General features: G+C 37.3%; 20 protein-coding genes, 1 tRNA gene and 3 rRNA genes. 3 read left to right on the forward strand and 21 right to left on the reverse strand.

Annotated elements, in window-relative coordinates; translation table 11 throughout:
• Positions 1-44: 44 nt before the first annotated feature.
• Both SAUT_RS07910 and waaF read left to right on the forward strand, forming a co-directional pair.
• Entirely contained in the window at positions 45-1,334 is a 1,290-nt protein-coding gene (locus SAUT_RS07910) for a hypothetical protein (protein WP_013327365.1), read from the forward strand.
• Position 1,335: 1 nt separating this feature from the next.
• A complete protein-coding gene (waaF, locus tag SAUT_RS07915; RefSeq protein WP_041675496.1) occupies positions 1,336-2,310 on the forward strand; it encodes a lipopolysaccharide heptosyltransferase II in 975 nt (324 codons plus the stop codon).
• Here the strand turns inward: waaF and SAUT_RS07920 are convergent.
• Genes SAUT_RS07920 through rfaD form a run of 3 tightly spaced genes read right to left on the reverse strand, consistent with a single transcriptional unit; the run spans position 2,307 to position 5,314 of the window.
• Positions 2,307-2,882 (reverse strand): YfaZ family outer membrane protein, encoded by a 576-nt coding sequence (locus tag SAUT_RS07920; RefSeq protein WP_013327367.1) that lies wholly within the window; start codon positions 2,880-2,882, stop codon positions 2,307-2,309. The two genes, waaF and SAUT_RS07920, sit on opposite strands and share 4 nt — an antisense overlap.
• A complete protein-coding gene (gene rfaE1 / locus SAUT_RS07925) occupies positions 2,876-4,306 on the reverse strand; it encodes a D-glycero-beta-D-manno-heptose-7-phosphate kinase (RefSeq protein ID WP_013327368.1) in 1,431 nt (476 codons plus the stop codon). The genes SAUT_RS07920 and rfaE1 overlap by 7 nt, the downstream gene beginning before the upstream one ends.
• Positions 4,307-5,314 (reverse strand): ADP-glyceromanno-heptose 6-epimerase, encoded by a 1,008-nt coding sequence (gene rfaD / locus SAUT_RS07930; RefSeq protein WP_013327369.1) that lies wholly within the window; start codon positions 5,312-5,314, stop codon positions 4,307-4,309.
• Positions 5,315-5,426: 112 nt separating this feature from the next.
• On the opposite strand from rfaD, the gene SAUT_RS07935 reads away from it, so the two are divergent.
• Positions 5,427-5,714 (forward strand): c-type cytochrome, encoded by a 288-nt coding sequence (locus SAUT_RS07935; RefSeq protein WP_013327370.1) that lies wholly within the window; start codon positions 5,427-5,429, stop codon positions 5,712-5,714.
• Positions 5,715-5,756: 42 nt separating this feature from the next.
• Here SAUT_RS07935 and ccoS read toward each other — a convergent pair whose 3' ends face one another.
• From ccoS to SAUT_RS08025, 18 genes are all read right to left on the reverse strand, one after another.
• Positions 5,757-5,999, reverse strand: a complete 243-nt coding sequence (ccoS, locus tag SAUT_RS07940; RefSeq protein WP_013327371.1) for a cbb3-type cytochrome oxidase assembly protein CcoS — start codon at positions 5,997-5,999, stop codon at positions 5,757-5,759.
• A 3-nt stretch (positions 6,000-6,002) separates the two neighbouring features.
• On the reverse strand, positions 6,003-8,429 hold the full coding sequence (locus SAUT_RS07945; protein ID WP_013327372.1) for a heavy metal translocating P-type ATPase: 2,427 nt from the start codon (positions 8,427-8,429) through the stop codon (positions 6,003-6,005).
• On the reverse strand, positions 8,386-8,871 hold the full coding sequence (locus SAUT_RS07950; protein ID WP_013327373.1) for an asparaginase domain-containing protein: 486 nt from the start codon (positions 8,869-8,871) through the stop codon (positions 8,386-8,388). The genes SAUT_RS07945 and SAUT_RS07950 overlap by 44 nt, the downstream gene beginning before the upstream one ends.
• A gap of 3 nt (positions 8,872-8,874) precedes the next feature.
• The gene (gene gmhB, locus SAUT_RS07955) at positions 8,875-9,387 is read right to left on the reverse strand and encodes a D-glycero-beta-D-manno-heptose 1,7-bisphosphate 7-phosphatase (protein WP_013327374.1); all 513 of its coding nucleotides are present in this window, start codon (positions 9,385-9,387) and stop codon (positions 8,875-8,877) included.
• 3 nt (positions 9,388-9,390) lie between these two features.
• Positions 9,391-9,981, reverse strand: a complete 591-nt coding sequence (gene gmhA, locus SAUT_RS07960; RefSeq protein WP_013327375.1) for a D-sedoheptulose 7-phosphate isomerase — start codon at positions 9,979-9,981, stop codon at positions 9,391-9,393.
• A gap of 110 nt (positions 9,982-10,091) precedes the next feature.
• Positions 10,092-10,207, reverse strand: a 5S ribosomal RNA gene (gene rrf, locus SAUT_RS07965).
• Between the two features lie 233 nt (positions 10,208-10,440).
• A 23S ribosomal RNA gene (locus SAUT_RS07970) occupies positions 10,441-13,329 on the reverse strand.
• A 175-nt stretch (positions 13,330-13,504) separates the two neighbouring features.
• Positions 13,505-13,580, reverse strand: a tRNA-Ala gene (locus tag SAUT_RS07975).
• Positions 13,581-13,722: 142 nt separating this feature from the next.
• Positions 13,723-15,241, reverse strand: a 16S ribosomal RNA gene (locus SAUT_RS07980).
• The 16S, 23S and 5S rRNA genes sit together here with 1 tRNA gene alongside, the layout of an rRNA operon.
• A 429-nt stretch (positions 15,242-15,670) precedes the next feature.
• Positions 15,671-16,378: a pilus assembly FimT family protein gene (locus tag SAUT_RS07985; protein WP_013327376.1), complete on the reverse strand. Its 708-nt coding sequence runs from the start codon at positions 16,376-16,378 to the stop codon at positions 15,671-15,673.
• Between the two features lie 108 nt (positions 16,379-16,486).
• On the reverse strand, positions 16,487-18,301 hold the full coding sequence (locus SAUT_RS07990; protein ID WP_013327377.1) for a citrate/2-methylcitrate synthase: 1,815 nt from the start codon (positions 18,299-18,301) through the stop codon (positions 16,487-16,489).
• A 9-nt stretch (positions 18,302-18,310) separates the two neighbouring features.
• Entirely contained in the window at positions 18,311-19,651 is a 1,341-nt protein-coding gene (locus tag SAUT_RS07995; RefSeq protein ID WP_013327378.1) for an ATP citrate lyase citrate-binding domain-containing protein, read from the reverse strand.
• A gap of 87 nt (positions 19,652-19,738) precedes the next feature.
• Positions 19,739-20,932, reverse strand: a complete 1,194-nt coding sequence (locus SAUT_RS08000) for a membrane protein (RefSeq protein ID WP_013327379.1) — start codon at positions 20,930-20,932, stop codon at positions 19,739-19,741.
• The gene (locus tag SAUT_RS08005; RefSeq protein ID WP_013327380.1) at positions 20,929-21,495 is read right to left on the reverse strand and encodes an anthranilate synthase component II; all 567 of its coding nucleotides are present in this window, start codon (positions 21,493-21,495) and stop codon (positions 20,929-20,931) included. Before SAUT_RS08005 ends, SAUT_RS08000 begins: the two co-directional genes overlap by 4 nt.
• 60 nt (positions 21,496-21,555) lie before the next feature.
• Entirely contained in the window at positions 21,556-22,581 is a 1,026-nt protein-coding gene (locus SAUT_RS08010) for an AI-2E family transporter (protein WP_013327381.1), read from the reverse strand.
• Positions 22,582-22,591: 10 nt separating this feature from the next.
• Positions 22,592-23,389, reverse strand: a complete 798-nt coding sequence (locus SAUT_RS08015; protein ID WP_013327382.1) for an ABC transporter permease — start codon at positions 23,387-23,389, stop codon at positions 22,592-22,594.
• Positions 23,390-23,393: 4 nt separating this feature from the next.
• A complete protein-coding gene (gene flgK / locus SAUT_RS08020; protein ID WP_013327383.1) occupies positions 23,394-25,274 on the reverse strand; it encodes a flagellar hook-associated protein FlgK in 1,881 nt (626 codons plus the stop codon).
• Between the two features lies 1 nt (position 25,275).
• On the reverse strand, positions 25,276-25,704 hold the full coding sequence (locus SAUT_RS08025; RefSeq protein WP_013327384.1) for a hypothetical protein: 429 nt from the start codon (positions 25,702-25,704) through the stop codon (positions 25,276-25,278).
• Positions 25,705-25,708 lie beyond the last annotated feature (4 nt).

Raw genomic sequence — 25,708 nt, forward strand, 5'->3', positions numbered from 1 at the left:
CTGATTTTTATGTATTTTATCGTAAAAAAGGTATAATCCCACTTATGAAACAACCTTTTAAATGGGATGATTATTCCGACCAACCGGCACTACTCCAAGACAAAACATATAAGAAATCAATGCGTAAAAAAGAGAGTCTCTCCCTGCTTTTTACCATATTGTCCTCATTGATTATACTTCCTTTGAGTATTTTAATGATGCCTTTTGTAAAACGGAAAGAGATTAATACAACAGATTTTTTCTCTTTGGGTGTTGATTGGCAGAAAGAACCACAAGAAACAGGTCTGCTTTTAGAAGAACTCGAAGTAAAAAGCATACTTATCCGCATTAAACTCTGGGAGATGGAAAAACTTTCCCAGCTTCAAACGTTTATAAAACAAAACAGCGATAAAAAAATCACACTTAAAATCCTGCAAGACCGCGAACATATAGAAGATTTAGAACTGCTCAAACATGATTTACATGTAATCTTTTCAACTCTTGGAAACTCTGTAGCCATGTATGAGATTGGCTCCACAATAAACCGTGCAAAATGGGGATTTTTTTCAGTTAATGAGTATTTAAATTTCTACAAAGTCGCTTATGATTTAAAAATTTCAGAATTCCCGGACATTAAACTGCTTGGCAGCGGTGTCATTGACTTTGAGCTCTACTATACCGTACATACTCTTTTTAATTTTTGCAAATGCAAATATGACGGCGTTGCGGCACTTTTATATGTGGACAGACGCGGCGCACCTGAAAACACACAGCTTGGATTTACATTGACAGATAAGATAGCACTGCTAAGCACCATTGTCTGGTTAAGCCCAAAAACAAAACAGGAGTTACATGTAACCGAAGTAAACTGGCCTATTTCCAACACAGCGCCTTATGCACCTACAAGTGAGCATGAATGTGTCAGTGAAGAGTTATATGCCGACTATATGCTTCGTTATTATCTTTTAAGCTTTGCATCACAGCAAGTTGATTCTATCTCCTGGCATCAGCTTATTGCACCAGGTTATGGCTTGATTGACAACAGAGAAAGCATTAGAAAAAGAGAAGCTTTTTATACCTATAAATACATGTATCAAACACTTAAAAATGCACAATTTCTACGCTTAGATATCAAAAGAGGCTATTATGTTTTTCAGGTTTTACTAGATGATCGGCTTTTACAAATTCACTGGTCGCTAAAAGAGACAACACTCAATAATGAAGATTTTTTTGAAGTCTATTCAAAAACAGGAAAAAGACTTACGCAAGATGTTTTAGACATCGGGGCATCTCCCATATATATTTTCATTACAAAAGAAGTGGGAAAACAAGTCAATGCAAGTGAGCGAATATAATATGAAAATCTTGATTATTCTTCCAAACTGGCTGGGCGATGCTGTTATGGCAACACCGGCAATTGAACTTTTAGCATCACATTATCAAAATGTAAGGTTTACTTTTGTCGGCAGCTATGTAAGCACTGAGGCATTAAAGTACCATCCTTTATGTGAACGCGCCATAGTAGATGATACGAAAAAAGCACCTTCACGGCTTGTTGCAACCTATAAACTGGCAAAAGAGTTAGGCAGATTTGACATGGCAGTCAGCTTTAGAAATCAAATCCACTCCAGCCTCTTGCTACGCTTTACGGGTACGGTTGTCTGCTGTGCAAGGGCTTCATGGCATTCAAGACTCTTACTTTCACATACCCCAAAAATCAGAACAAATCAGCATTTAGTAGAACAATATACACAAATTGCCATGATTAATATCCATAATTTCAACGAAGAAGTTCCTCCCCTAAGACTCTATATAGAGCCAAAAAAGTTCGACAAACCCACACTTGGCATCAATGCAGGTGCAACCTACGGCAGTGCAAAACGGTGGTACCCTGAGCGGTTTGCACAGGTTGCAGCCTTTTACAAAGACAGATATGACATTATAATATTCGGTGGACCCAATGAAGTAGAAATGGCGAAAGAGATAGAAGACAACCTCACGGCTTTACATGTAAAGAACTTCAAAAACTTAGCCGGGAAGACAAATATACAAGAGTTATGTGCAAATATAGGTGGGTGTTCACTATTCATCACAAACGACAGCGGACCGATGCATGTAGCAGCTGCCTATCAGGTACCTACTGTAGCTATATTTGGTCCTACAAAATATAAAGAGACCTCACAATGGAAAAATAAAAAAAGCATCATCGTACGGCATGAGCTTGATTGCAGTCCGTGTATGAAAAGAGAATGCCCCCTCAAGCATCATGACTGCATGAAAGGTATTACAGCCTCTGAGGTTATAGAGGCTGTCAAAAAATTAGAGATTTAAAATTCGAAATTGAACCCTACATAAGCTGATGCATTGTACGTAAAGTCTCCTCTTGCATCATCATAATCAGTTTTTATATGTCTGTATCCAAGAACAACATGGCCATGGTCAATAACCTCAGCGTCATATTCCAGTCTATATTCAAAATATTTATTTGCATCACTGAAGCTTAATACTTTTGGTGCATAGTAAATATCTGCGCCTAATGACATAGGAACAATAGTCTTCATAGGTAAAGCATAGTCAAATACAATACCCAAAGGCAATGTCGTATAATCTTTAGTATAGTTTGCTTTTACACCCAAACCAATTTTTAGACCACTCTCACCCATTGCTTTTTTCATTAAAAAACCAACTTCATAGAGCGCATCATCATTCACTCTGTTACTGTTGTCAGCATCTAAAAATTTTATGCCAACATACATCGTCTCAGGCTCAACATTTTCATTAAACTGCCCAATATCTAGATTTGCATTTAACTCCAAATCTTCATTATTTATATTGATACCTGCACTGTTCATAGCAAATGCTGCAACAGCCGATGCTACCATTAAAGTAATTTTTCTTAACATGTCTTTCCTTGTATTTTTTCTATAGTTTTCGTTGTACTCTTGCCGTCGACAAAATCAACTAGTTTTAATTCACCAGCAAATTCCGTACCTACGACCTCTTTTCCTTCATAATCTCCACCTTTAACAAGTACATCAGGCTCTATCATTTTAATGAGCTCATAAGGCGTGTCTGATTCAAAAGGTACGACGAAATCAACCGCTTCAAGAGCAGCCAACAAATAGGCTCTGTCTTCTGCTGGATTAACTGGACGACTTGGACCCTTTAAACGAGAAACTGACTCATCAGAGTTCAGTCCGACAATCAACACATCTCCAAAACTTTTTGCAATTTGCAAGTATTTTACATGTCCTACATGTAAGATGTCAAAACAGCCATTTGTAAAGACTATTTTTTTACCGTTTTGTTTATATCGCTGTACAATCGCATCAATCTCTTCAAAACTTTTTATATGCGCATCAGATGTACTCTTATGCAATGATGCCTCATAATCTTCAATTTCATCAATTGTCACAGTTGCCGAGCCGATTTTACCTACAACTACACCTGCAGCAAGATTAGCAAAAGCTGCTGTTTCTTCAAGACTTTTACCGATGCTCAAAGCAAAGGCAATTGAAGCTATGACCGTATCACCGGCACCCGTTACATCGAATACTTCTTTGGCAACGGTCGGAAAGACTTTGACCTCTTTCTCATACGTAGCTATTCCGTCTTCAGAAAGAGTAATTAAAGAAACATCCAAATCACAATCGTTTTTTAGTTTGAGTAACGCTTCTTTTAAAGATGTCTCATCTTTAATGTCTATGCCGGTTGCCAAAACTGCCTCTTTTTTATTTGGCGTAAGCAGGTAAGCACCTTGGTACTTTGTAAAATCTTTTCCTTTTGGGTCAACCAAAACCTTTACCTTGTGTTTGCTGGCTAATTGTATAATACCCTGAGAAAGTTCCTCTGTTAAAACACCTTTGCCATAGTCTGATAAAATCACAATATCATAATTCTCTATACTCGTTTCAAGCGAGTCTAAAATCTTTTGTGCACTCTCCTTGAGTATATCTTCTTTGCTCTCTTTGTCATATCGTAAAATTTGTTGGGAAACAGCAATAACACGGCTCTTTTTTGAAGTCTTTCTGTTTTTTTCTATAATTAAATTCTGTGTATTTACATCAATATCATGCAGCATTTTCACAAGTTCTTTGCCATTGGCATCATCACCCATAACACTGCAGACACTTACATTGGCTCCTAAAGCATTTAAGTTATTGACTACATTCCCGGCTCCACCAAGCACGGTCGTCTCTTTTGCAATGTCTACAACCTGCACAGGTGCTTCAGGAGAAATACGTTCACAACTCCCCCACAGATAATGGTCTATCATCAAATCACCGACAACTAAGATATTTGGTTTTGCTTCTTTAAATACCTGCATCTATTTTACTTCTGTCTCATATATACGCTTTATCTCCGGCACATACGCCTTTATGCCCTCTTCCATCTCGTAAGCCGGAGCATAGCCTAAAGCCTCTTTTGTTGTTGCTATATCTGCCTCAGTATGAAACTGATAAGAACCGACAAAAGGGTTAGGAATATATTCACACGCTAAAGATGTTCCCAGCTCTTTTTGTAAAATATCAACAATATCTTGAAAACTTCTCGCTTTTCCCGTCCCGACATTGTAAATACCGCTCGTATTTGGCGCCATCGCTTTGATGTTTGCTTGTATAATGTCTTCTATATAGATAAAATCACGAAGAATTCTATCACTTCCTTCAAACAGTTTAGGATTTTTTCCTGCAAGTATCTGATGCCCAAACTGTAAAACCATAGAAGCCGTTGTATTTTTGAAATACTCGCGCGCTCCATACACATTAAAATAACGTAGCCCAACAATATTAATGTCGCAGTCCTTCATATAATCACGGCTTAAATAATCCATAGAAAGTTTTGAAAAGCCATACACATTGTTCGGTGCTTCTCTTCCAACACGCTGTGGAGATTCTGCATTTCCATAGGTTGCTGCCGAAGAAGCATAGATCATATTTGCATTATGTGCTACTGCCAAATCAAGCAAGTCTTTATAGGCATTGACATTCGTCTTAATCATCAAGTCCTGTTCTTGTGCCGTTGTGTCAGAGATAGCTGCCTCATGGAAGATATAATCAAAATTATAATTAACTTCCAAATCAAGCAGTAAATCTTTATCATTAATATCTCCACTGATTATTTCACCGCCAAAACCTATAAGATTTTTAAAATGTCCAAAACTTTTTAAGTTCCCGTTGCTAAGTGTTTCTCCGCTTCTAAAACTGTCAAGCACCACCACTTTTGCATCCGGATGATTTTCTTGAAAATAAAATGCTAAATTTGAGCCGATAAATCCAGCTCCGCCTGTAATAAGTATAGTTTTGTCTTTTAAATCATCTTTTATGTATCGCATCTTCACACCCGTTGTAATTAATTTTAATAAAATGATACCTTTTAATTCATTAACAAGTATTTAAGACTTTACCTAATATAATAATAATTGAATTTAAACTTAAGGAAATAAAATGAAAAAAATCGTAATCGCTTCAATCGCTACATTAGCATTAGTTACAGCTGCATCTGCGGCAGTAAACGGAAAAGCATGTGCTGCATGTCATGGTGCTAACTGGGAGAAAAAAGCTATGGGTAAATCTAAAATTGTTAAAGATATGACTCACGCTGAAATCGCTGAGGCGCTTAAAGGCTATAAAGCTGGAACTTTCGGTGGACCAATGAAAGGTGTTATGAAAGGTCAAGTAGCACGTTACTCTGATGCTGATTTAGACGCTTTTGCACAAACAATCGGAAAATAGTAATATTTTTGAGTTACCTTTTTAGGTAACTCACCTTTACAGCTATTCAGGTTTATAAACCTTTTTTCGTAAATCTTCTTTCTTTTTTTCTTTTAACTCTTTTACTTTTTGCTCTTTTTCATAAGCATCATTTAAATCATCTGTGCCATCGAACTTTACTGCATTTAAAAAATGCTCGGAATCATCGAACTGCCCTTTTTTTATCGCCCATATTAAAGCTACAACAGCAATACTTCCTAAAAATATAGATACACCAAGCATCATGCCGATTACCCAACTACTCATATTCTAATCCTTATACCCAAATTTAATTCTCATTGAATTTCCCACAACTATTAAGGAACTTATACTCATAGAGATAGCTGCAATAAGAGGAATAATATATCCTGCCATTGCCAACGGGATTGTAATACCATTATAAATAAATGAAAGTGCGAGATTCTCCTTTATCATAGTAAATGTTTTTTTTGAAATTTTAAAACTATCATGTAATGAACTAAATGTATCATTTAAAAGCACCACATCACTCACCTCTATAGCAATATCGCTTCCATTGCCCATAGCAATGGCAATATCAGAGTTTGCCAATGCCAAAATATCATTCACACCATCCCCTGCCATAACGCTCACTTTGCCATTTTCATGCAGTTTTTCTATAAACACAGCTTTGTCTTGTGGGGTAAGTCCATACTCATATTTTTCTATTCCCACAATCTGTGCCACTTTTTTTGCACTTTTTTCATGGTCTCCTGTGAGCATAATTATCTTTATACCCATCTTTTTTATTTTTTCTATCGCCTCTTTTGCATCTTCACGCGGCATATCAAAAAGTTCATATTTGGCCAAAAGTTCTCCGCCATAAGCAAAATAAAATTCACTGTTTTTGCTTAAACTGCTTACATCAACACCTATAGCTTTCATAAGCTTTGCATTCCCGCCTGCAAGCATTTTACCATCATACATGGCACTTAAACCCTGTGAAGGAATATTTTGAAAACTCTCCAACTCTAAAGGATCCAAATCTTCATCGAAAATATACTGTTCTACTCCCTTTGCAACAGGGTGTTTTGAGTTAAGCAGTAATGCATAAAGCAAAGATTTATGAAATGGTAGAAATATCTCCTCTTTGACAACTTCAGGTCGCCCTTTTGTAATAGTTCCTGTTTTATCGAGCAGTAAAACATCTGCATTTGCCATTGTTTCAAGCTGAGCAGCTTCTTTAAAGAGTATTCCCCTTTTTGAAGCAATAGACAAACCAACCAGTGTTGCAACAGGTGTTGCCAAAGCAAGAGCACAAGGACATGCTATAACAATAACTGCAATACAAATCATAAAAGACTGCTCGAAATTGGATGAATAAATATACCACCCGATAAAAGTGATAAAAGAAAGTGCCAATATCACTTCTGAGAAATATTCACTCAGCTTGTTTGCCAACTGCTGGATTTTTGGCTTGTTATTCATCGCATTTTCAAGCAATGCGACAATATTACTCATGGTAGAATGTGCAAAATCTTTGGTTACTCTATATTTTACATCCGCATCAATACTTACCGTTCCACTGATAATATTTTCCCCTACATTTTTAAAAATAGGCTCGCTCTCTCCGGTCAGACTTGACTCATCAAAACTACCGCTGCCCTCTTTTATCTCACCGTCAAGAGCAACACGCTCTCCTGAATTTAAAATAACAATTTCTCCAGCATTAACATCATTGACATTTTTAGTAATGATCTTTTTATCCACAACCACTTTCACATCATTTGGCAGATGATGATTCATAATATCCAAAGTATCAGCAATACTTTTTTTACTTAAAACCTCTAAAAATTTTCCCACAAGCACAAAAGTTATAATCATCGTAACCGAATCAAAATAGGCCTCACCGCTGCGTGTAATGGTAATATAAATAGAATATATGTAAGTTAAAATTGCACCTGTGGCGACAAGGGTGTCCATATTTACCGTTTTTGTCTTTATACCATAATACATTCCACGAATAAAAGGCCATCCACTGTAAAAAAGTACTGGAGTAGCTAAAACCCACTCTCCAATATTTAATATATGTTTGATATTTTCAGATATACCACTAAAATAACCGGCATACTGCGCAACCATAATAGTCATCATATTCATAGTTGCAAAAACAGCAACTGCCATCCGGGTATAGTACTCTTTTCGCTCCTTATCTGCTTTTTGTTCTTGCAGTGAAGCATCATAAGGGTACGCATCATATCCGATGGCACGAATCATATCTATAATTTTAGAGAGTTTTACCGTATCATCATCCCACACAATCTTTGCTTTATTGTTTGTATAGTTGATATTAGTAGCAATAACACCTTCCATATTTGTCAAGGCTTTTTCGTTCAGCCAAACACATGCAGCACAGTGAATCCCCTCTATAACTAAAGAGACTTCAGAAAAAGCATCTTTGTTGAGTATTACAAATCGTTCATAAAATGCCGGTGAATCAAAATTTGAAGAGTCTTCATACTGCTTAGATGGTGGGGCGAGTTTATTATTTCCAAGTTTATCATAAAAGCCATCCAGCCCTTCATTTGAGAGTAAATGAAATACTCCCTGACAGCCATTACAACAAAAGTAATGCTCATCTTCCTTTATCATGACATCTTTTGAAAATTCTAAATGACAATGATCACAGGCAATTTTATCTGACAATTTCAAACTTCCCCAAATTTCTGTTTTTTGCAATATTTTTCCACGGTTCTACAAGCCCGCTCATGCATATATAAACACCGTTCATTTCTACTGCTTTAGCATATCCGATAGCCATGCCAAGATTTAATGATGCTTCTATATAATCAATTTCAAACGGCTTCATAGCACCCGTCAATATAATTTTCCTGTCATCAAATACTTCGTCTAAAAATTCTGCACTCAAATCCATTGTATCAGTTCCGTGTACTATTACAAAAGTATCTTCAGAAGATTCTCGTATTATATCGGCAAGCATACGTCTGTCGTTAGTGTCCATGTCCAGACTGTCTTTGTAGACAACTCCTGCAAGATTATATATTTCCTGTGTGCTATATAAAATTCGCTCTATAGCTGCATTATCATAAGGAACTTCAAGCTCTCCGCTGATTTCATTGTATCGTTTGTTAAATGTTCCGCCACTGTTTAATATCAACATAATTTACTTCCATATTTCATCAAGTTTATTGACAATTTTTGTCGCTTTAGATTTTTCAGTCTGTTTTGCTTCATCAAATAAGTATGTCTCTTTTATACCTGCATTTAATGCAGCTTCAATATCCCGCTCTTTATCACCAATCATCAATGAATGTGCCAAATCTATGTTGAACTCTTTTTTTGCATCTAAAATCATTCCGGGTTCAGGTTTACGGCAACTGCACTTTTTATTGATTTGTGGATGATGAGGACAATGATACACTTTGTCAATTGTAATATTTCTTTTTTTAAACTCTTGAATCATCCACTCTGTTAAAAGATGAAAATCCTGTTCAGTATAATACTTTCTAGCAATACCGGATTGATTTGTCACAACAAAAATCATATATCCTAAATGTTGATAATGTTCACACAAATCAAATATTCCATCAATAAATTCAAAATCCTCAATTTTATACAGGTACTCTTTTTCAACATTGACAACACCATCCCTATCTAAAAAAAGTGCCTTTTTCATGCGTTATTCGCCAACACCCTCACCAAATATCTCTTTCTCAATAATATCACAAATAATATGCCCTATCAATATATGAGATTCTTGAATTCTAGGTGTTGAATTTGAGGGAACTATCAGCGCTATATCCGCTATTTTCGCCATTTCACCGCCATCGCGACCGGTAAGAGCAACTGTCATAATGTTTTTTTTCTTTGCAGATTCAAAAGCTTTTATAATGTTAATTGAATTTCCCGAAGTAGATATACCGATAAAAATATCGCCCTCTTGTCCCATCCCTTCAAGTTGACGAGAAAAGACCTGATCATAACCATAATCATTACCAATAGCGGTAAGATTAGAAGTATCAGTAGTTAAAGACAGAGAAGGAATTGATGGTCTGTCAAAACCATATCTTCCAACGAGTTCAGCAGCAATATGTTGCGCATCAGCAGCACTTCCACCATTTCCTGCGAGTATTGTTTTTTTATCTGTACGGTATAAATCAACACATTTTTGCGCTACTTCTTCTATTTTATTTAATAAATCTTCATTCTCATAAATAGCTTGTTTTGTTTCATACGATTTTTTAATCTGATCTTTTATATATTTTTTCATATATCATCCTAAAATTATATATAAAATAATATCATAGAATTGCTTAGTAAAAGGTAGATTAAGTAAATAAAATATAAAAAATGAATGGATTGTAGAAAAGAATCTGATCAACTAGGCAGCGACCTACATTTCCACACCTGAAAGGTGCAGTATTATCAGCGATGAGAGGCTTAGCTTCTGGGTTCGGAATGGGACCAGGCGTTTCCCTCTCTCTATAGCCACCTAGACAAGATCAGATATAAGGATAACGTTTATACTCCACTTACGCTTTAGCGACGGGAGTATCGGCATTTAGTGCCAGATATACTTATATCTAATCTCATAAAGATTAGTTGAGTGAGTTAAAATTGTTAAAGTCAACAAAGGCAATAAAGCCTAACTAAATAACTTAACATATCTCTTATTAGCGATATACACTAAATAAGGTAGTGAAGCAATTGTGTTCAAATAAATGAACGTAAAAAAAAGACAAACGTACTATTAGTACTGGTCAGCTAAACAGATTGCTCTGCGTACACATCCAGCCTATCAAGCTTGTAGTCTTCAAGCGTACTTCAGGGAACGTTCATCTTGGAGTTGGCTTCCCGCTTAGATGCTTTCAGCGGTTATCTCATCCGTGCGTAGCTACCCAGCTATGCCCTTGGCAGGACAACTGGTGCACCAGTGGCACGTCCAACCCGGTCCTCTCGTACTAGGGTCAGCTCTCCTCAACGTTCCTACGCCCACGGAAGATAGGGACCGAACTGTCTCACGACGTTCTGAACCCAGCTCGCGTACCGCTTTAAATGGCGAACAGCCATACCCTTGGGACCTGCTCCAGCCCCAGGATGCGATGAGCCGACATCGAGGTGCCAAACCTCCCCGTCGATGTGAGCTCTTGGGGGAGATCAGCCTGTTATCCCCGGCGTACCTTTTATCCTTTGAGCGATGGCCCTTCCACACAGAACCACCGGATCACTATGACCGTCTTTCGACTCTGCTCGACTTGTATGTCTCACAGTCAGTCCGGCTTATGCCATTATACTCTACGGTGGATTTCCAACCCACCTGAGCCGAACTTTGTAAGCCTCCGTTACTTTTTAGGAGGCGACCGCCCCAGTCAAACTACCCACCAGACATTGTCCTCGCACGAGATAATCGTACGGAGTTAGCTATCAGAATATTCAAGGGTGGTATCTCAAGGATGCCTCACCATGAACTGGCGTCCATGGATCAAAGGCTCCCACCTATCCTGCACATGAATATCCCAATAGCAGTGTCAAGCTATAGTAAAGGTGCACGGGGTCTTTCCGTCTTTCCGCGGGTAGGAGGAATTTTCACCTCCACTACAATTTCACTGGATCCCTTGTTGAGACAGCTCCCATCTCGTTACGCCATTCATGCAGGTCGGTATTTAACCGACAAGGAATTTCGCTACCTTAGGACCGTTATAGTTACGGCCGCCGTTTACTCGGGCTTCAATTCATGCCTTCGCTAATGCTAAGCAATCCTTTTAACCTTCGAGCACCGGGCAGGCGTCACACCCTATACATCCACTTACGTGTTAGCAGAGTGCTGTGTTTTTGGTAAACAGTCGGGAGGGACTCTTTGCTGCGACCCGTCATTGCTTCACAGAGTAAATCTGTTAACAAATAGGGCACACCTTATACCGAAGATACGGTGCTAGTTTGCAGAGTTCCTTAACAAGGGTTCATCCACGCGCCTTAGAATACTCATCTCACCCACCTGTGTCGGTTTACGGTACGGGCAACATTACATCTCGTTTAGAGGCTTTTCTCGGCACGACAGTATCGACGATTCAGTTCGCTCTCCGAAGAGATTGAACTGCCTGTAAGATCTCGGTTGCATGAAGAGCGGATTTGCCTACTCTTCAACCTACTTCCTTCGAGCCACTATTCCATCAGTGACCTCGTCTAACTCTATGCGTCCCCCCATCACTCAAATGATGTAATGTCGGTATCGGAATATTAACCGATTTGCCATCGTCTACCCCTTTCGGACTCGACTTAGGTCCCGACTAACCCTACGATGACGAGCATCGCGTAGGAAACCTTGGGTTTACGGCGAAGGAAATTCTCATTCCTTTTCTCGCTACTCATGCCTGCATGCTCACTTCCATCCGCTCCAGTACTCCTTACCGGTATACCTTCAGCGCTGAATGGAACGCTCTCCTACCACTTACAGTAAACTGTAAATCTAAAGCTTCGGTGTTTATCTTAGCCCCGTTATATTTTCGGCGCAGAATCGCTAGACCAGTGAGCTGTTACGCTTTCTTTAAAGGATGGCTGCTTCTAAGCCAACCTCCTGGTTGTCACAGCAACTCCACATCCTTTTCCACTTAGATAAAACTTTGGGACCTTAGCTGTTAGTCTGGGTTGTTCCCCTCTCGACATAGGATTTTATCACCCTACGCCTGACTCCCGAGGTTACACGTATAGTATTCGGAGTTTGATAGGGTTTGGTACCGCGGTAAGCAGCCCTAGCCCTGTCAGTGCTCTACCCCTATACGCTAATGCTCGAGGCTATACCTAAATATATTTCGGAGAGAACCAGCTATCACTGAGTTTGATTGGCCTTTCACCCCTATCCACAAGTCATCCGAAGAATTTTCAACTTCTACCGGTTCGGTCCTCCACTGGCTCTTACACCAGCTTCAACCTGCTCATGGATAGATCACTCAGTTTCGGGTCTGCAGCATCTGACTATGTCGCCCTATTAAGACTCGCTTTCGCTACGGCTTCTCGTTCGATTAACCTTGCCAGATACCACAACTCGCAGGCTCATTATGCAAAAGGCAGTCCGTCACACTTATTTAATAGTGCTCCGAATGATTGTAAGCCATAGGTTTCAGGTTCTATTTCACTCCGCTCACCGCGGTCCTTTTCACCTTTCCCTCACGGTACTTGTTCGCTATCGGTCTAGTAGTAGTATTTAGGGTTGGAGGGTGGTCCCCCCATATTCAGTCAAGATAACACGTGTCCCGACCTACTCGTTCGTTAACCTAGTACCACATAAATGTTTTCGCTTACGGGAGTATCACCCTCTATGCTCACTCTTTCCAAAGTGTTCTGCTAACAAATATGCTATCGCTAACCGCCCTACTCCAATTTCGCTCGCCGCTACTCTCGGAATCTCGTTTGATTTCTCTTCCTTCAGGTACTGAGATGTTTCACTTCCCTGAGTTCGCCCCCCGTAGGGTAACATGAATCGCTCCATGCTGGGTCGCCCCATTCAGAAATTCCCGGATCAAAGCTTCTTGGCAGCTCCCCGAGACTTTTCGCAGCCTAGTACGTCTTTCATCGCCTCTACTAGCCAAGGCATCCACCTATGGCCCTTAATATCTTTTTATTCTATGTTGCGTTCACTACCTTATTTAATGTATCTCTACAGAAAATAAGATGAATGATCTGTTATTGTAGTTATTTAGTTTATAAATTTATAATCGAATCTCTTCTCTTATTATTTATAAGTTGTTGACTTTAACAATTGTAATTTAATGAACATAAAAAATTTAATTTTTATATGGTGGAGAATAGCAGGATCGAACTGCTGACCTCCTGCGTGCAAGGCAGGCGCTCTCCCAGCTGAGCTAATTCCCCATACTGTTTAAACTTTTTTAGTAATTTATGTAAAAAAACATAGATCACTGAAAACTAAGCAAGTAAGGAACAGATATAACAACATATCTCTGTGAGATTTTCTTTGTAAGAATTTCAATCGAATGAAATCTCTTTACTCTAGAAAGGAGGTGATCCAACCGCAGGTTCTCCTACGGTTACCTTGTTACGACTTCACCCCAGTCGCTAATTCCACCGTAAGCGGTAGCGTCCCGAAGGTTCGCTTCCCGATTTCGGGTGAAATCAACTCCCATGGTGTGACGGGCGGTGAGTACAAGACCCGGGAACGTATTCACCGTAGCATTGCTGATCTACGATTACTAGTGATTCCAGCTTCATGGAGTCGAGTTGCAGACTCCAATCCGAACTGAGAGACGCTTTAAGTGATTAGCTCCACCTCGCGGTATCGCAACACTCTGTACGCCCCATTGTAGCACGTGTGTAGCCCTAGCCATAAGGGCCATGATGACTTGACGTCGTCCTCACCTTCCTCCTCCTTACGAAGGCAGTCTCCTTAGAGTGCTCAGCCGAACTGCTAGCAACTAAGGACGAGGGTTGCGCTCGTTGCGGGACTTAACCCAACATCTCACGACACGAGCTGACGACAGCCGTGCAGCACCTGTTTTCATGTTCCCCGAAGGGCACCACTCTATCTCTAAAGTGTTCAATCAATGTCAAGGCTAGGTAAGGTTCTTCGCGTATCTTCGAATTAAACCACATGCTCCACCACTTGTGCGGGTCCCCGTCTATTCCTTTGAGTTTTAATCTTGCGACCGTACTCCCCAGGCGGAACACTTAATCTGTTAAGTGCATCACCGAGATGACTAGCATCCCGACGACTAGTGTTCATCGTTTAGGGCGTGGACTACCAGGGTATCTAATCCTGTTTGCTCCCCACGCTTTCACGCCTTAGCGTCAGTTATGTTCCAGGAGATCGCCTTCGCTTTCGGTATTCCTAGTGATATCTACGGATTTTACCCCTACACCACTAATTCCATCTCCCCCTCCCATACTCTAGATTGGAAGTTTCAAATGCAGTTCTACAGTTAAGCTGTAGGATTTCACATCTGACTTTCCAACCCGCCTACGCGTCCTTTACGCCCAGTGATTCCGAATAACGCTTGCACCCTCCGTATTACCGCGGCTGCTGGCACGGAGTTAGCCGGTGCTTATTCATATGCTACCGTCATTTTCTTGACATATAAAAGGAGTTTACACACCGAAATGCGTCATCCTCCACGCGGCGTTGCTGCATCAGGGTTTCCCCCATTGTGCAATATTCCTCACTGCTGCCTCCCGTAGGAGTCTGGTCCGTGTCTCAGTACCAGTGTGGCGGATCATCCTCTCAAACCCGCTACCCGTCATTGCCTTGGTAGTCTCTTACACTACCAACAAGCTGATGGGATATAGACCGATCTCTTAGCGAAAAACTTTCCCGACTTACCTTTTGGTAAGAAGGAGTATCCAGTATTAATCATCGTTTCCAATGGCTATCCCAGACTAAGAGGCACATTATCTATATATTACTCACCCGTGCGCCACTCGTCAGCAAAGAAGCAAGCTTCTCTCTGTTACCGTTCGACTTGCATGTGTTAAGCACGCCGCCAGCGTTCATTCTGAGCCAGGATCAAACTCTCCATAATTGAATTATGTAAAGAACACATTACTGTGCATTACTGATCTTTGCCCAAGATTTAAAAATCATTGGCTTTATTAAGACATTAAGAGTGCTTAAGCTCTTAATGAATATAGTTATCTATTACTATAGGGAAACTAACTATAAATAGTTAGATTTCAAAATAGAATAGACGGTTGTTGTTATATTAGTTATTTCTAAGTAATAGTAACTAGTTGTTATTACATCTAGCTCTCTTACTTGCTTAGTTTTCAATGATCTCAAACTGATTCAAGTGGCTTCAACTCGAAGTCTCTCTAGGCCTTTTAAACAAGGTCTCTCTGTTTGTGGATGGGAATTATAGGGGAGTGTTGCTTAGAATTCGCTTAATGCTTGAAAGGATTTATGAGAAGTTTTTTTAAGAGTTTTCTTTGTTAACATATTTTAACTATACAGATTATAATATATGTGCATAGCCCGTTTCAGGCTCTATTTTAATAACTATTTCATTTGCATTATTAGCACTTGTTTTTGGATTGACACAAGTATTTGTACATAACTTTACATAAATTGCAGAAATAGCCACTTTATCTACCGAATAACTTAAGGCAGCAGCAGAAGTTGAACTGGTATTACCTCTATAAGGTCTACCTAAGTGATCAAATAAGATTCTTTTTACGTTAGATCCAGTTCCACCACCATTTACTGTAACATCACCAATACCGTATTTATTCCCTATCGCTAATTCATTTGAAAGTTTTTTTGTTTCGGAGTTGTCAAATGAACCAAAAGCAGCACCAATTAAATATTTATCTTTACTGGCAGGATTTTGAGCCACCTCTACATCTGTATAGGTACTATTAGCGCCGGGGTTGCCATCATATGCACCGACAGAAGAAGGCGAATCTGCAAATATCATATAAGAGTTTGTTCCTCCCGCTGTAGAAAATGCCAACTGCCATTTCTGCCTATACCATAAAGGCTCATTCGCATCAAACTTATCATCAATCATAGCTAAGTGCTGTGTATACCTAATATGTGAAACTAATTGCACTGCAACTTCTTGTAAAGAATTTGATCGGGTATTTGGAATTATCACTGCAGCTAATATGCCGACAACGACTATTACAAAAATGAGTTCTAAAAGAGTAAAAGCTTTTTTCATGTTTCTAGTATATCAAAATAATTTATAATTTAAAAGTAAAGAGAGGGGAAAGTTAAAAAATAAGAGCAAAACAGGCGAAGAGCTTAACTCTTTGCCTGAACAGTAAAATTAAATTTTTTCTGCTTTTTTAACATCATAAAGGATATCATCCATTGGATGTCTGTACATTGGCATTGCAAGACGTTTTTCATCAAGAACGTGTCCGATGAAACCGATTGAACGACCCACTATGAAGAATGCATTCAGAGTACCTGACTCGATAAACTCATTAATTTCTTCTTCAGAGTATCCAAGAGCTCTCCACATATCAACCATTAAGATACCGATAGTACCGTCAACATTTAGAATAAGGTTCTCTTTTTTACTTGTAGTTAACGCTTCAACAGTTTTTGCATAGTCAAGAAGGGAATGACTTGGAAAATGTTCTGCTGCATAGTTCATAAGACCAGTTACACGTAAATCTGGATTTTTCAAAGATTTAATACGGTGACCGATACCTGGGATTGGCACACCTTCTTTTTTCATATAACCTAAAAATTGAGCAGGAGTCATATTGTTGTCATCCGCATATTTAAAGTATTTAGCAGCGCCGTCAATTGCACCGCCGAAACGTGGACCAATTGTTAAAAGACCAGTTACTAATGATTCAACAACAGATTTTCCTGCACGAGCAGTTACTTTTGCATTGTGTGCACCAGAAACTGCAGGACCATGGTCTGCAACAGTTTTGATTACAGTTTCAATAAAGTCTGTAGCCCATTTTGGATACTGTTTTTTGAACCATAATAAAGAGATAACATCACCGATGCCTTTACCGGTGTCAGGAGTAGCAACAGAAGAGATAGGAAAACCTGCATATGTTGCTTCTTCACCTCTGTCATCAGAGATTGTACAAATAAAGTTTTTAGGACGACGTATTTTAGGAATAGTATTGATTTCAGGCTCTTCAATTTCACCGATGATTCCTTTTGATTTTAAATCATCATAAACTTCCATAATAGTTGCCGGTAAATCATTAAATGTTGCCGGAACATGGATACCTGCTTCTGCCATAGCTTTGTTTTTAGCTTCTGCAGTTTCTCTTTCAGCATTTGCTGATGCACCTGCATGACCGAATTGAACGCCTGAATCATAATATTTTGCAATTGTACCGATACACCATGCGATGATCGGTTTAGTAATTTTTCCGCTTTTAACAGCTTCGATTACTTTATACTCTTCTGTACCACCGACTTCACCAAGTAAAATCATATATTTTACATCTGGATTTTTTTCCATACGAAGTAAGTTGTCAATAAAAACTGATCCGACAAATCTATCACCACCGATAGCAACACCCTCAGCAATACCATCAGCATTAATAGCGATAATATTTGAAAGCTCATTAAAAAGGCCACCTGAACGTGTTACAAGTCCACATGAACCCTCACGGTGAAGTTTTGAATTAATAATATTTTCGATTGTACCACCAATATTGGCAATTTTAAATGCACCTGGAACAATTGCACCAACAGTTGCCGGTCCGATTACAGTAACATTTAACTCTCTTGCATATGCATTCATACCACGAGCAAGTCTTTCAGGAATACCCTCAGCAGTAATCATGATAGTTTTAAATCCACCAATATTTAGTGCTTCCATAGTCACATCGTAAGCAGTTCTAAATGATGCAAAGTTTAAAAGTACATCAGCTTGTGGCTGAGCAGCTTTTGCTTCCGGTGTACTTTTATAAAGAGGAATCATAATTTCATCCCCACCCCAGAAAAATTTCTCAAATTTATTTGCGCTTGTAGGAGCTACAATAGCTGCAACAGATGGTGTTTCTCTTTTGATTGTATAATCATAATCAAGCATTCTTTGAATAGCTGTTTTGTTATTATTCCAAAAAATTGCTTGTGTATCTCTAGTAAATAATTTTCCCATCTCTTCTCCTTACTTTTCTTCTAGTGCCATACGCACGATGTCTGTAACATGTGTTTCTGGTCCATAAACTTCAATACTTAAACCTAATTTGTCAGCAGCTTCTTTAATATCTTTTAGACCTTTTTCATAGTTTGGTCCACCACGACGAACGTAGATTTTAATTCCAACTTCTTTCATTTTATCAGCATACTCTTCAAAAGCCTGAATAATACCTGTAAATGTTTTTGCAACATCAGTAAAGTTTGCAATAGCTCCACCGATAATTAAAATTTTATCTCGACCTTTAGGGTCTTTTTCTCTAGTCATTAAATCAAGTAGAGTTTCTGCATAAAATTTTGTTTCACCTGTAGTTGGACCACCTGAATACTCACCATAATTGGCAAGATCTTCTATACCTGCAAAGTCAGCAATAGTATCAGCATATACAACTGAAGCACCACCACCGGCAACCATAGTCCAGATTCTAGCATCTGGTTTTAAAAGAGTAAGTTTTAATGAAGCACCTGTTTTTGCATCTGCTTCTTCAATCGCTTCAACTTCAGGAGATTTTGCTTCCATACCAAATGCAGTAGGATATTCAATATCACCCCACTCCTCTGTCATCATAAATCCAGCAGTATCATCAAGTTTTGCAACCATATCCAAGAGCTCGATTTTACTCCCTTGCATTACAAATGGATTGATTTCAAGGTAAGCGAAGTTTAATTTACGATACGCTTTGAAAAAACCGATTGCAAATTTCGCAAAGTTTTCTTTGTCTTCCGGTTTAACATCAGCCGGGACATTTGCTTTGATTTTTTCAGCGATTTCTTCTTCAGTTGCTGTAATTGGGAATGCTAATTCTGTAACTTTTTCATCCCAACCTTCTTCAACTTCCATACCACCTTCAGCTGATAGATAAAGAACGTCTTCATCACCAACAACAGTTGCAGAAATATAATACTCTTCTGATTGGTCATGTGGAGTAAACGGCTCAACGATAAAGTGTGTTAATCTATCTACTTTTGGCTCACCTGTCGGAGTATCCCCATCAAATGAAAAGTATACAGACTGATCTTCTTTTGCTTTTTCATCAATCCATGCTGCTGCTTTTTCTAAAGTAACATCACCCGGCTTTTGATCTTTAAAAAGTACAAGTCCATTTTTACCGCGTTTACCAAATAACATATCCGGTTTTACAACTAATGGCTTTTCTTTTAACCATGGTTTTTCTTTTGCAGCTTCAAGTAATTCAGCACCTGATGTTACTAGAACTGTCTCGTATGCATAACTGAAATCTGGAAAGTATTTATTCCAATGTTTTGCTAAAATTGACTTCGCGTCATATTCTCGTATCGCTTTTTGAGCCATAGAAACTCCCTGTTTTGATATTTGTGGATTATTCTAGCATAAAGTATTAAACAAATATCTTTGGTTTATATTAACTATTAAATAGATTTATTTATTGTTTAATTTAGTAACATTAGCTCTATATAGAACTTTATTTTTGTAACTTATTGTTACATTATTTTTTTGATTTGAATCTAATTCTATTTCTTTCAAAATATTTTTATCACATTTATTAATAGAATAAAACTTTAATCTTGACTGCATATCTTTATTTGTTGTTAAACAAAATATATTCATTGCTTTTAGCTTATTTGCCAGTTCTTTTGCAATATGCATTTTATATGCAAAATGTTTTTTAGGATTGTCCAAAAGTAGATACAGCTCTTTGTTAAACAAAACAAGTAATGTATTAAAAATCAAAAACACAAATGCCAATACAAATATAGCTCTATATCTTTTTCTAAAATTTTTGAGTCTTACTCTGTATGAATGAGCAAAAGTTTTTGCGGCTAAGGGCAGAGCTAGAATCAGATAAGGAGCAAATAATTCGATCTCAACACGTTGTCTAAATGACAATAGCAAAGAAAATAATAAAGCTGTTGATGCTATATACCAAATTTTATCACTCTCATCATTCAAGTAACCGCGGTATAATATATAGAATAAATATATAAATATAATCGGTGTGAAAATAGCACTGTAAACACCTATGGTATCTAAAAAATGGCCACTTGGAACACCGGAAATATTTAAACCGTAGATATAAATTGATAATCCGACGAGAAAAAGATTATAAAAAATTAATATTTTATTTTTTTGAAAAATATAGTATATTGCAAGTCCTAAAAACAGATATATAAAGCCTGCATCTAAAAGTGCATATGCAAATAATAATGTACATACATAATAATCATTTAGTTTCTGACTTAAGTATATATATAAAAATAATCCAAAAATAATTAAACCCGCATGGCTGACAACAAGTGCAGCACTAATAACTCCAGGTAAAAGAACAAAAACTACAACAAGCCACAGTCTGTTTCTTTGTAGCTTCAAGTATCTTACTGAAATCTGATATAACAGCCATGCGCTTGAGAGATGAAAAAGTATCATAACAAATCGCAAACCAAAATCATTTTGTCCAAAAATATTTAATGAGAACTTAACAAGTTTTTGCAAAAAAGAAGTATGCTCGTATAAAAGCGCCGCTTCTGAAGGAGATATAGAGATTTGAGAGGTTTGAAAAAATAAAATAAGTGCATCGAACCCAAGTATTATGAATAAGATGATTCTGTATTTCATAATTTCAGAAAATTTCCAATAATTTCATGCCCATATTCACTCATAATAGATTCAGGATGAAACTGCACGCCGTAAATATCTTTATCTTTAATTTTTAGTGCCATTATTTCATTATCATCCATGCTATAAGCAGTCGGTTCAATGTTCTTTGGTAATGTATTTTTATCAACAATCAAAGAGTGATAACGTGTTGCCGTAAATTCCTCCGGCAGGGCATCAAATATCTTACATGTAGAGTGTTTGATTTTAGATGTTTTACCATGCATCATATTTTTAGCACGGACAACATCAGCGCCAAAGACTTGCGCAATGCTCTGATGTCCTAAACATATCCCAAGAATCGGTAATTTATCTTGAAAATAATCTATAACATCCAAAGTTACACCTGCTTCATCAGGCGAAGCTGGTCCGGGAGAGATAATTATCTTTTGCGGGTTAAGTGCTTCTATTTCTTTGACACTCATCTCATCATTACGTATAATTTTCAAATCTGCACCAAGTTCCCTACAATACTGAACAATATTATATGTAAAACTATCATAATTATCTATCATTAAAATCAAAATTTTTCCTACTAACTAATCTGTAAATTTTTTGTAGTATATCTATATTGCTCTTTTATTTTACTTATTGATATTCTCACCTGTGTCGAGCAAGACACCAATCCATTGTGTATTTTGATTAGCATCAAAAATAATTTTTGCCATAATTGTCAAAGGAATAGATAAAAGCATACCGACTATACCTAAGAGCCATCCCCAAAACAGGAGTGAAAGAAAAATAATTAAGGTAGATAGTCCCAAACCTTTGCCCATCACCTTTGGCTCAACAATCGAACCAATTACTACATTTATTACAGTATATAATAGCGTTACCAGTAAAGCACTCATAGCGCCAAGCTGTACTAATGTAATTAAAACAGCTGGAATAGCTGCAATAATAGAGCCTATATTTGGAATAAAATTAAGCATAAAGGCTAAGATACCCCATAAAAAAGCATAGTCTGTACCTATAAAAGAGAGACTGAGCCACACTATGACACCTGTAAGCAGTGAGATAAGTGCCTTAAGTACCATGTAATTTTTTATTTTAGAAAAAATTGTTTCTATATGTGCTATTGTTTCCTGATGTCCATCGGCAAATTCAACTTTTTTTACAAAATATTGTGATTCAAGAAGCATAAATACAACTGTTAAAATAATAATAAAGCCATTTGTAAACATAGAACCCATACTTTGAATAATGCTTGTTGCAAATTTCATCGCCTGTTTCATATTAATAAGGTTTGAAATATCATCCGTAGAAATTGCTATACCTAAAGAAGCTGCATAGGTAGAAATAAGTTGATAGTATCCGGAAAGTTTTTGTGCATATGTATCAATATTGGCACTAAAGTCATGAACAGAAGTACCTATCAATTTTGCGACAAATGCTAAAAACAAAATAAAAACTGTGATAACCAGTGTTACTGATAAAATATCTGCAATACCTTTTGAGTTAAAATAATTATATAAAGGAGAGAGAATAATAGCAATAAATAAAGAGAGTAAAAAAGGAATGATAATTACAGAAGCGCTTTTTATACCTGCTAAAACAATCACGACACTTGCCATTACAATAAAATAATAGCCTATTTTATGTTCTTTCATAATTTTACCTTTAGGTTTGTATCTCTTTTTGATTTGTAATTTGCTGTAAATAGTTTGAAATATTAATAAGCGAAAACGTTACTAAAAAAATCATTAAACCCGGGAAAAAACTTACCCACCAAGCAATTTCAACAACATCTTTTCCCCCACTTAAAATTGTACCCCAACTCATTTGCGGTGCGACAATTCCTAATCCCAAAAAACTCAATCCTGATTCTGCCAGAATAGCACCTCCGACGCCGAAAGTAAAACTTACAAAATAAATCGGAGCTAAAATTGGGGCATAATATTTAAAGAGTATTTTTAATTTATTTACTCTTGCAATATTTAAAATCTTAATAAAGGGTTGTGAAGTGATTTTAAAACTCTCAGAACGTATAAGTCTTGCTGTTGTCATCCATCCTGTAATAGATATAATAACGATTAAAACCAAGGCTGAAGCATTTACATAACTGACAAGTGCAAGCAGTAAAAAAAATGTTGGAAAGGTTAAAAACAAATCTACTGTAATGACAAATATTTTATCTACGCTTCCCCTGAAATAACCGGCCATCGAACCCAATATTAATCCAATGAACGAAGCAATAAATGCACTGCCTACGCCAATAATTAAAGAGACTTTGCCGCCTACAATTAAACGTGCCAGAATATCCCTTCCTAATCTGTCCGTGCCTAAAGGATGAGCCAAAGAAGGAGCTAAAAGAATTGATTTTGCATCTAAAGAATAGGGGTTGACATGGTAAAGTTCTAAACCGAAAAAAGAGAATACAAATATGAAAATAAGAATGAATATACTGAGCTTAGGCATAAAACTATTGTTTAATGCCTAAAAGTGTCTGCATCATTTGGTCAACGGTGGTAATTACTTTTGCCGCAGCACCGTAGGAAGTTTGGTATTTTATGAGATTTGTCATCTCTTCATCAATACTCACTTTCGTAATAGAATTATATTCCATTTCAGTCGCATTGAACTGCGTAGAAACTGTCTCATTTCTTGTGATAGCAGAATTTGTAGATATTCCTACAAATGTGCTTGTAATATCAAACATACCATACGTTGTAGCATCATACTCTTCATTTGAAACTTTAAATTTATAAGATTCGAATTGTTGTTGTACCATATCCAGAGCCACTCTATTATCACCTGCATTAGAGGAGTAACCGGCATGTAATCCTGTCGGATTATTGCTATATTGCGAATTTAATTTAATGTCTCTTGCATTAGTTCCTTCAAAGAAAGAGCCCAGACCTATAGCACCTGCAAAATTTGTGCCCGATGCAAATTTTCCATCAAGTAAATTATCGACAATTGCAAATGTATAACCTTGTGACTCAGCAAGTGTGTCCATACTCAATTCTAGTTTCGTATCACCAGTTGCACTCGGTGTATAATTAAAATTAATATAATCATCTATATCATTGTTGGCATTAGCATCACTGTTGTCATCTTTATTTGCAATAATTTGGCCCTGAATCGAATTTGAACCACTCACACCAGACATTGAAGTTGCAGCATTTATATCTATTGTTCGTTTTGCCACTTCATTACCGTCAATATCATACACTATCATATCAAAAGAACCCGGGTTAATATTTAAAGAAGAACTCACTAAAGAACTTGCAGGATTTAAATTAATATTATTTGATTCCATTTTAGATCTGGCACTTTTGGCATAAAGATTATTTGTTGATTCTATTAAACCCTTTGCAAAAGCATCAAAATCTGCAACAACATTTTGCAATACACCATCTGTAGGCATACCGCTAGTTGTATCTATAGCCCCGCCTCTGAGGTTAAATATTGCTCCTATTTTTCCACCGTTTATTTTTTCTTCAAGAGGAATAAGTGTACCATCCTGCCTCTCGTATGAAAGTTCATAAAAACCATAAGGATTAGTCCCTTTCTCAATATGTAGAGGATGAAAAGTGTTTCCATCAACAAGATTAAAACCATTTACACTCAAAGTATAACTGCCTGTTCGTGTATTTGAGTTGGAATCTATTTGAATATTAGATTCTAACTGTCCTTGGTTAACTTCAGCACCAATAAGACGTGAGAGACTTTTTTCAATAATATTTCTTTTATCTCGTAAATCATTTGCACTATAACCACCACCGGATTCGGCTGTATCAATTGATATATTTAAATCTGCAAGTTGTTGCGCCAAGCTGTTGACTTCAGTGATATTTGCACTGAGCTGATCATTCACCTGCATTTGTAAATTCAAAACCTGATTTTGTGTTTGTGTAATATGTTCAGTCAGGGTCTCTGTTTGTTTTGCTAAAGCAACTTTTATAGAATCATTGTCAGGATTATCTGCAAAAGTTTGCCACATATTATAGTACTCAGCTAAATCTGCTTTAATTCCGACACCATCTACTTCAGGAAAATACGTTGAAAGTTCTTCAAGTGTTTGCCTCTCAAAATCACTATATTCTTTATCTGAAGAAATGCTGTTATATCTGTCAAACACGAAATTATCAAACACTCTTTTAATATCTTGCACTTCAACACCGTTGCCGACATCTCCAGCACTTGTAATTAAAGGATTTGCAGCTGAAGTCACTACTCTTTGACGTGTGTAGCCTTCATTTTCCGCATTTGCAATATTGTGTCCTGTTGTATTGATCCCGACTTGTGCTGTACTCAATCCGCTATATCCGATACTGAGTGTATTAAAAATAGAAGCCATTTTAAACTCTTACTTCTAAGATAGTCGAGTCTTTTGATGCCACTTTATTGTATCCCTGCATTTCAGTTGGGACGAGTCTTTCTAAAAATGTATTATATAAATTACTGACTACTACCACTAATTTTGCATAATGTTTATTTACTTCTCTAAGTTCTGATAAGTTTATTTTCAATTCATCGAGTAACTGATGCTGTGTTTCATCTAATAATTGAGGAAGTTCAACATCTGGGTGAGATGTCATTAAAGAAGAAATTTCATAATCTATCATGGCTTTTTTAGCTTCAAAACTTTTGAGTTTTTCTTCTTTTATAGAAAGTCTTTCGAATTGATGATCATGTTGAGCTTGTTTAATATCTTCGATATCTGATTTTGTTATTGAAATTAAATCTTTTAAATCTTTTAAAGCATTCTGCAAATGATGACTCAACATGTCA

The organism is Sulfurimonas autotrophica DSM 16294 (genome assembly GCF_000147355.1).
Lineage (GTDB): Bacteria > Campylobacterota > Campylobacteria > Campylobacterales > Sulfurimonadaceae > Sulfurimonas > Sulfurimonas autotrophica.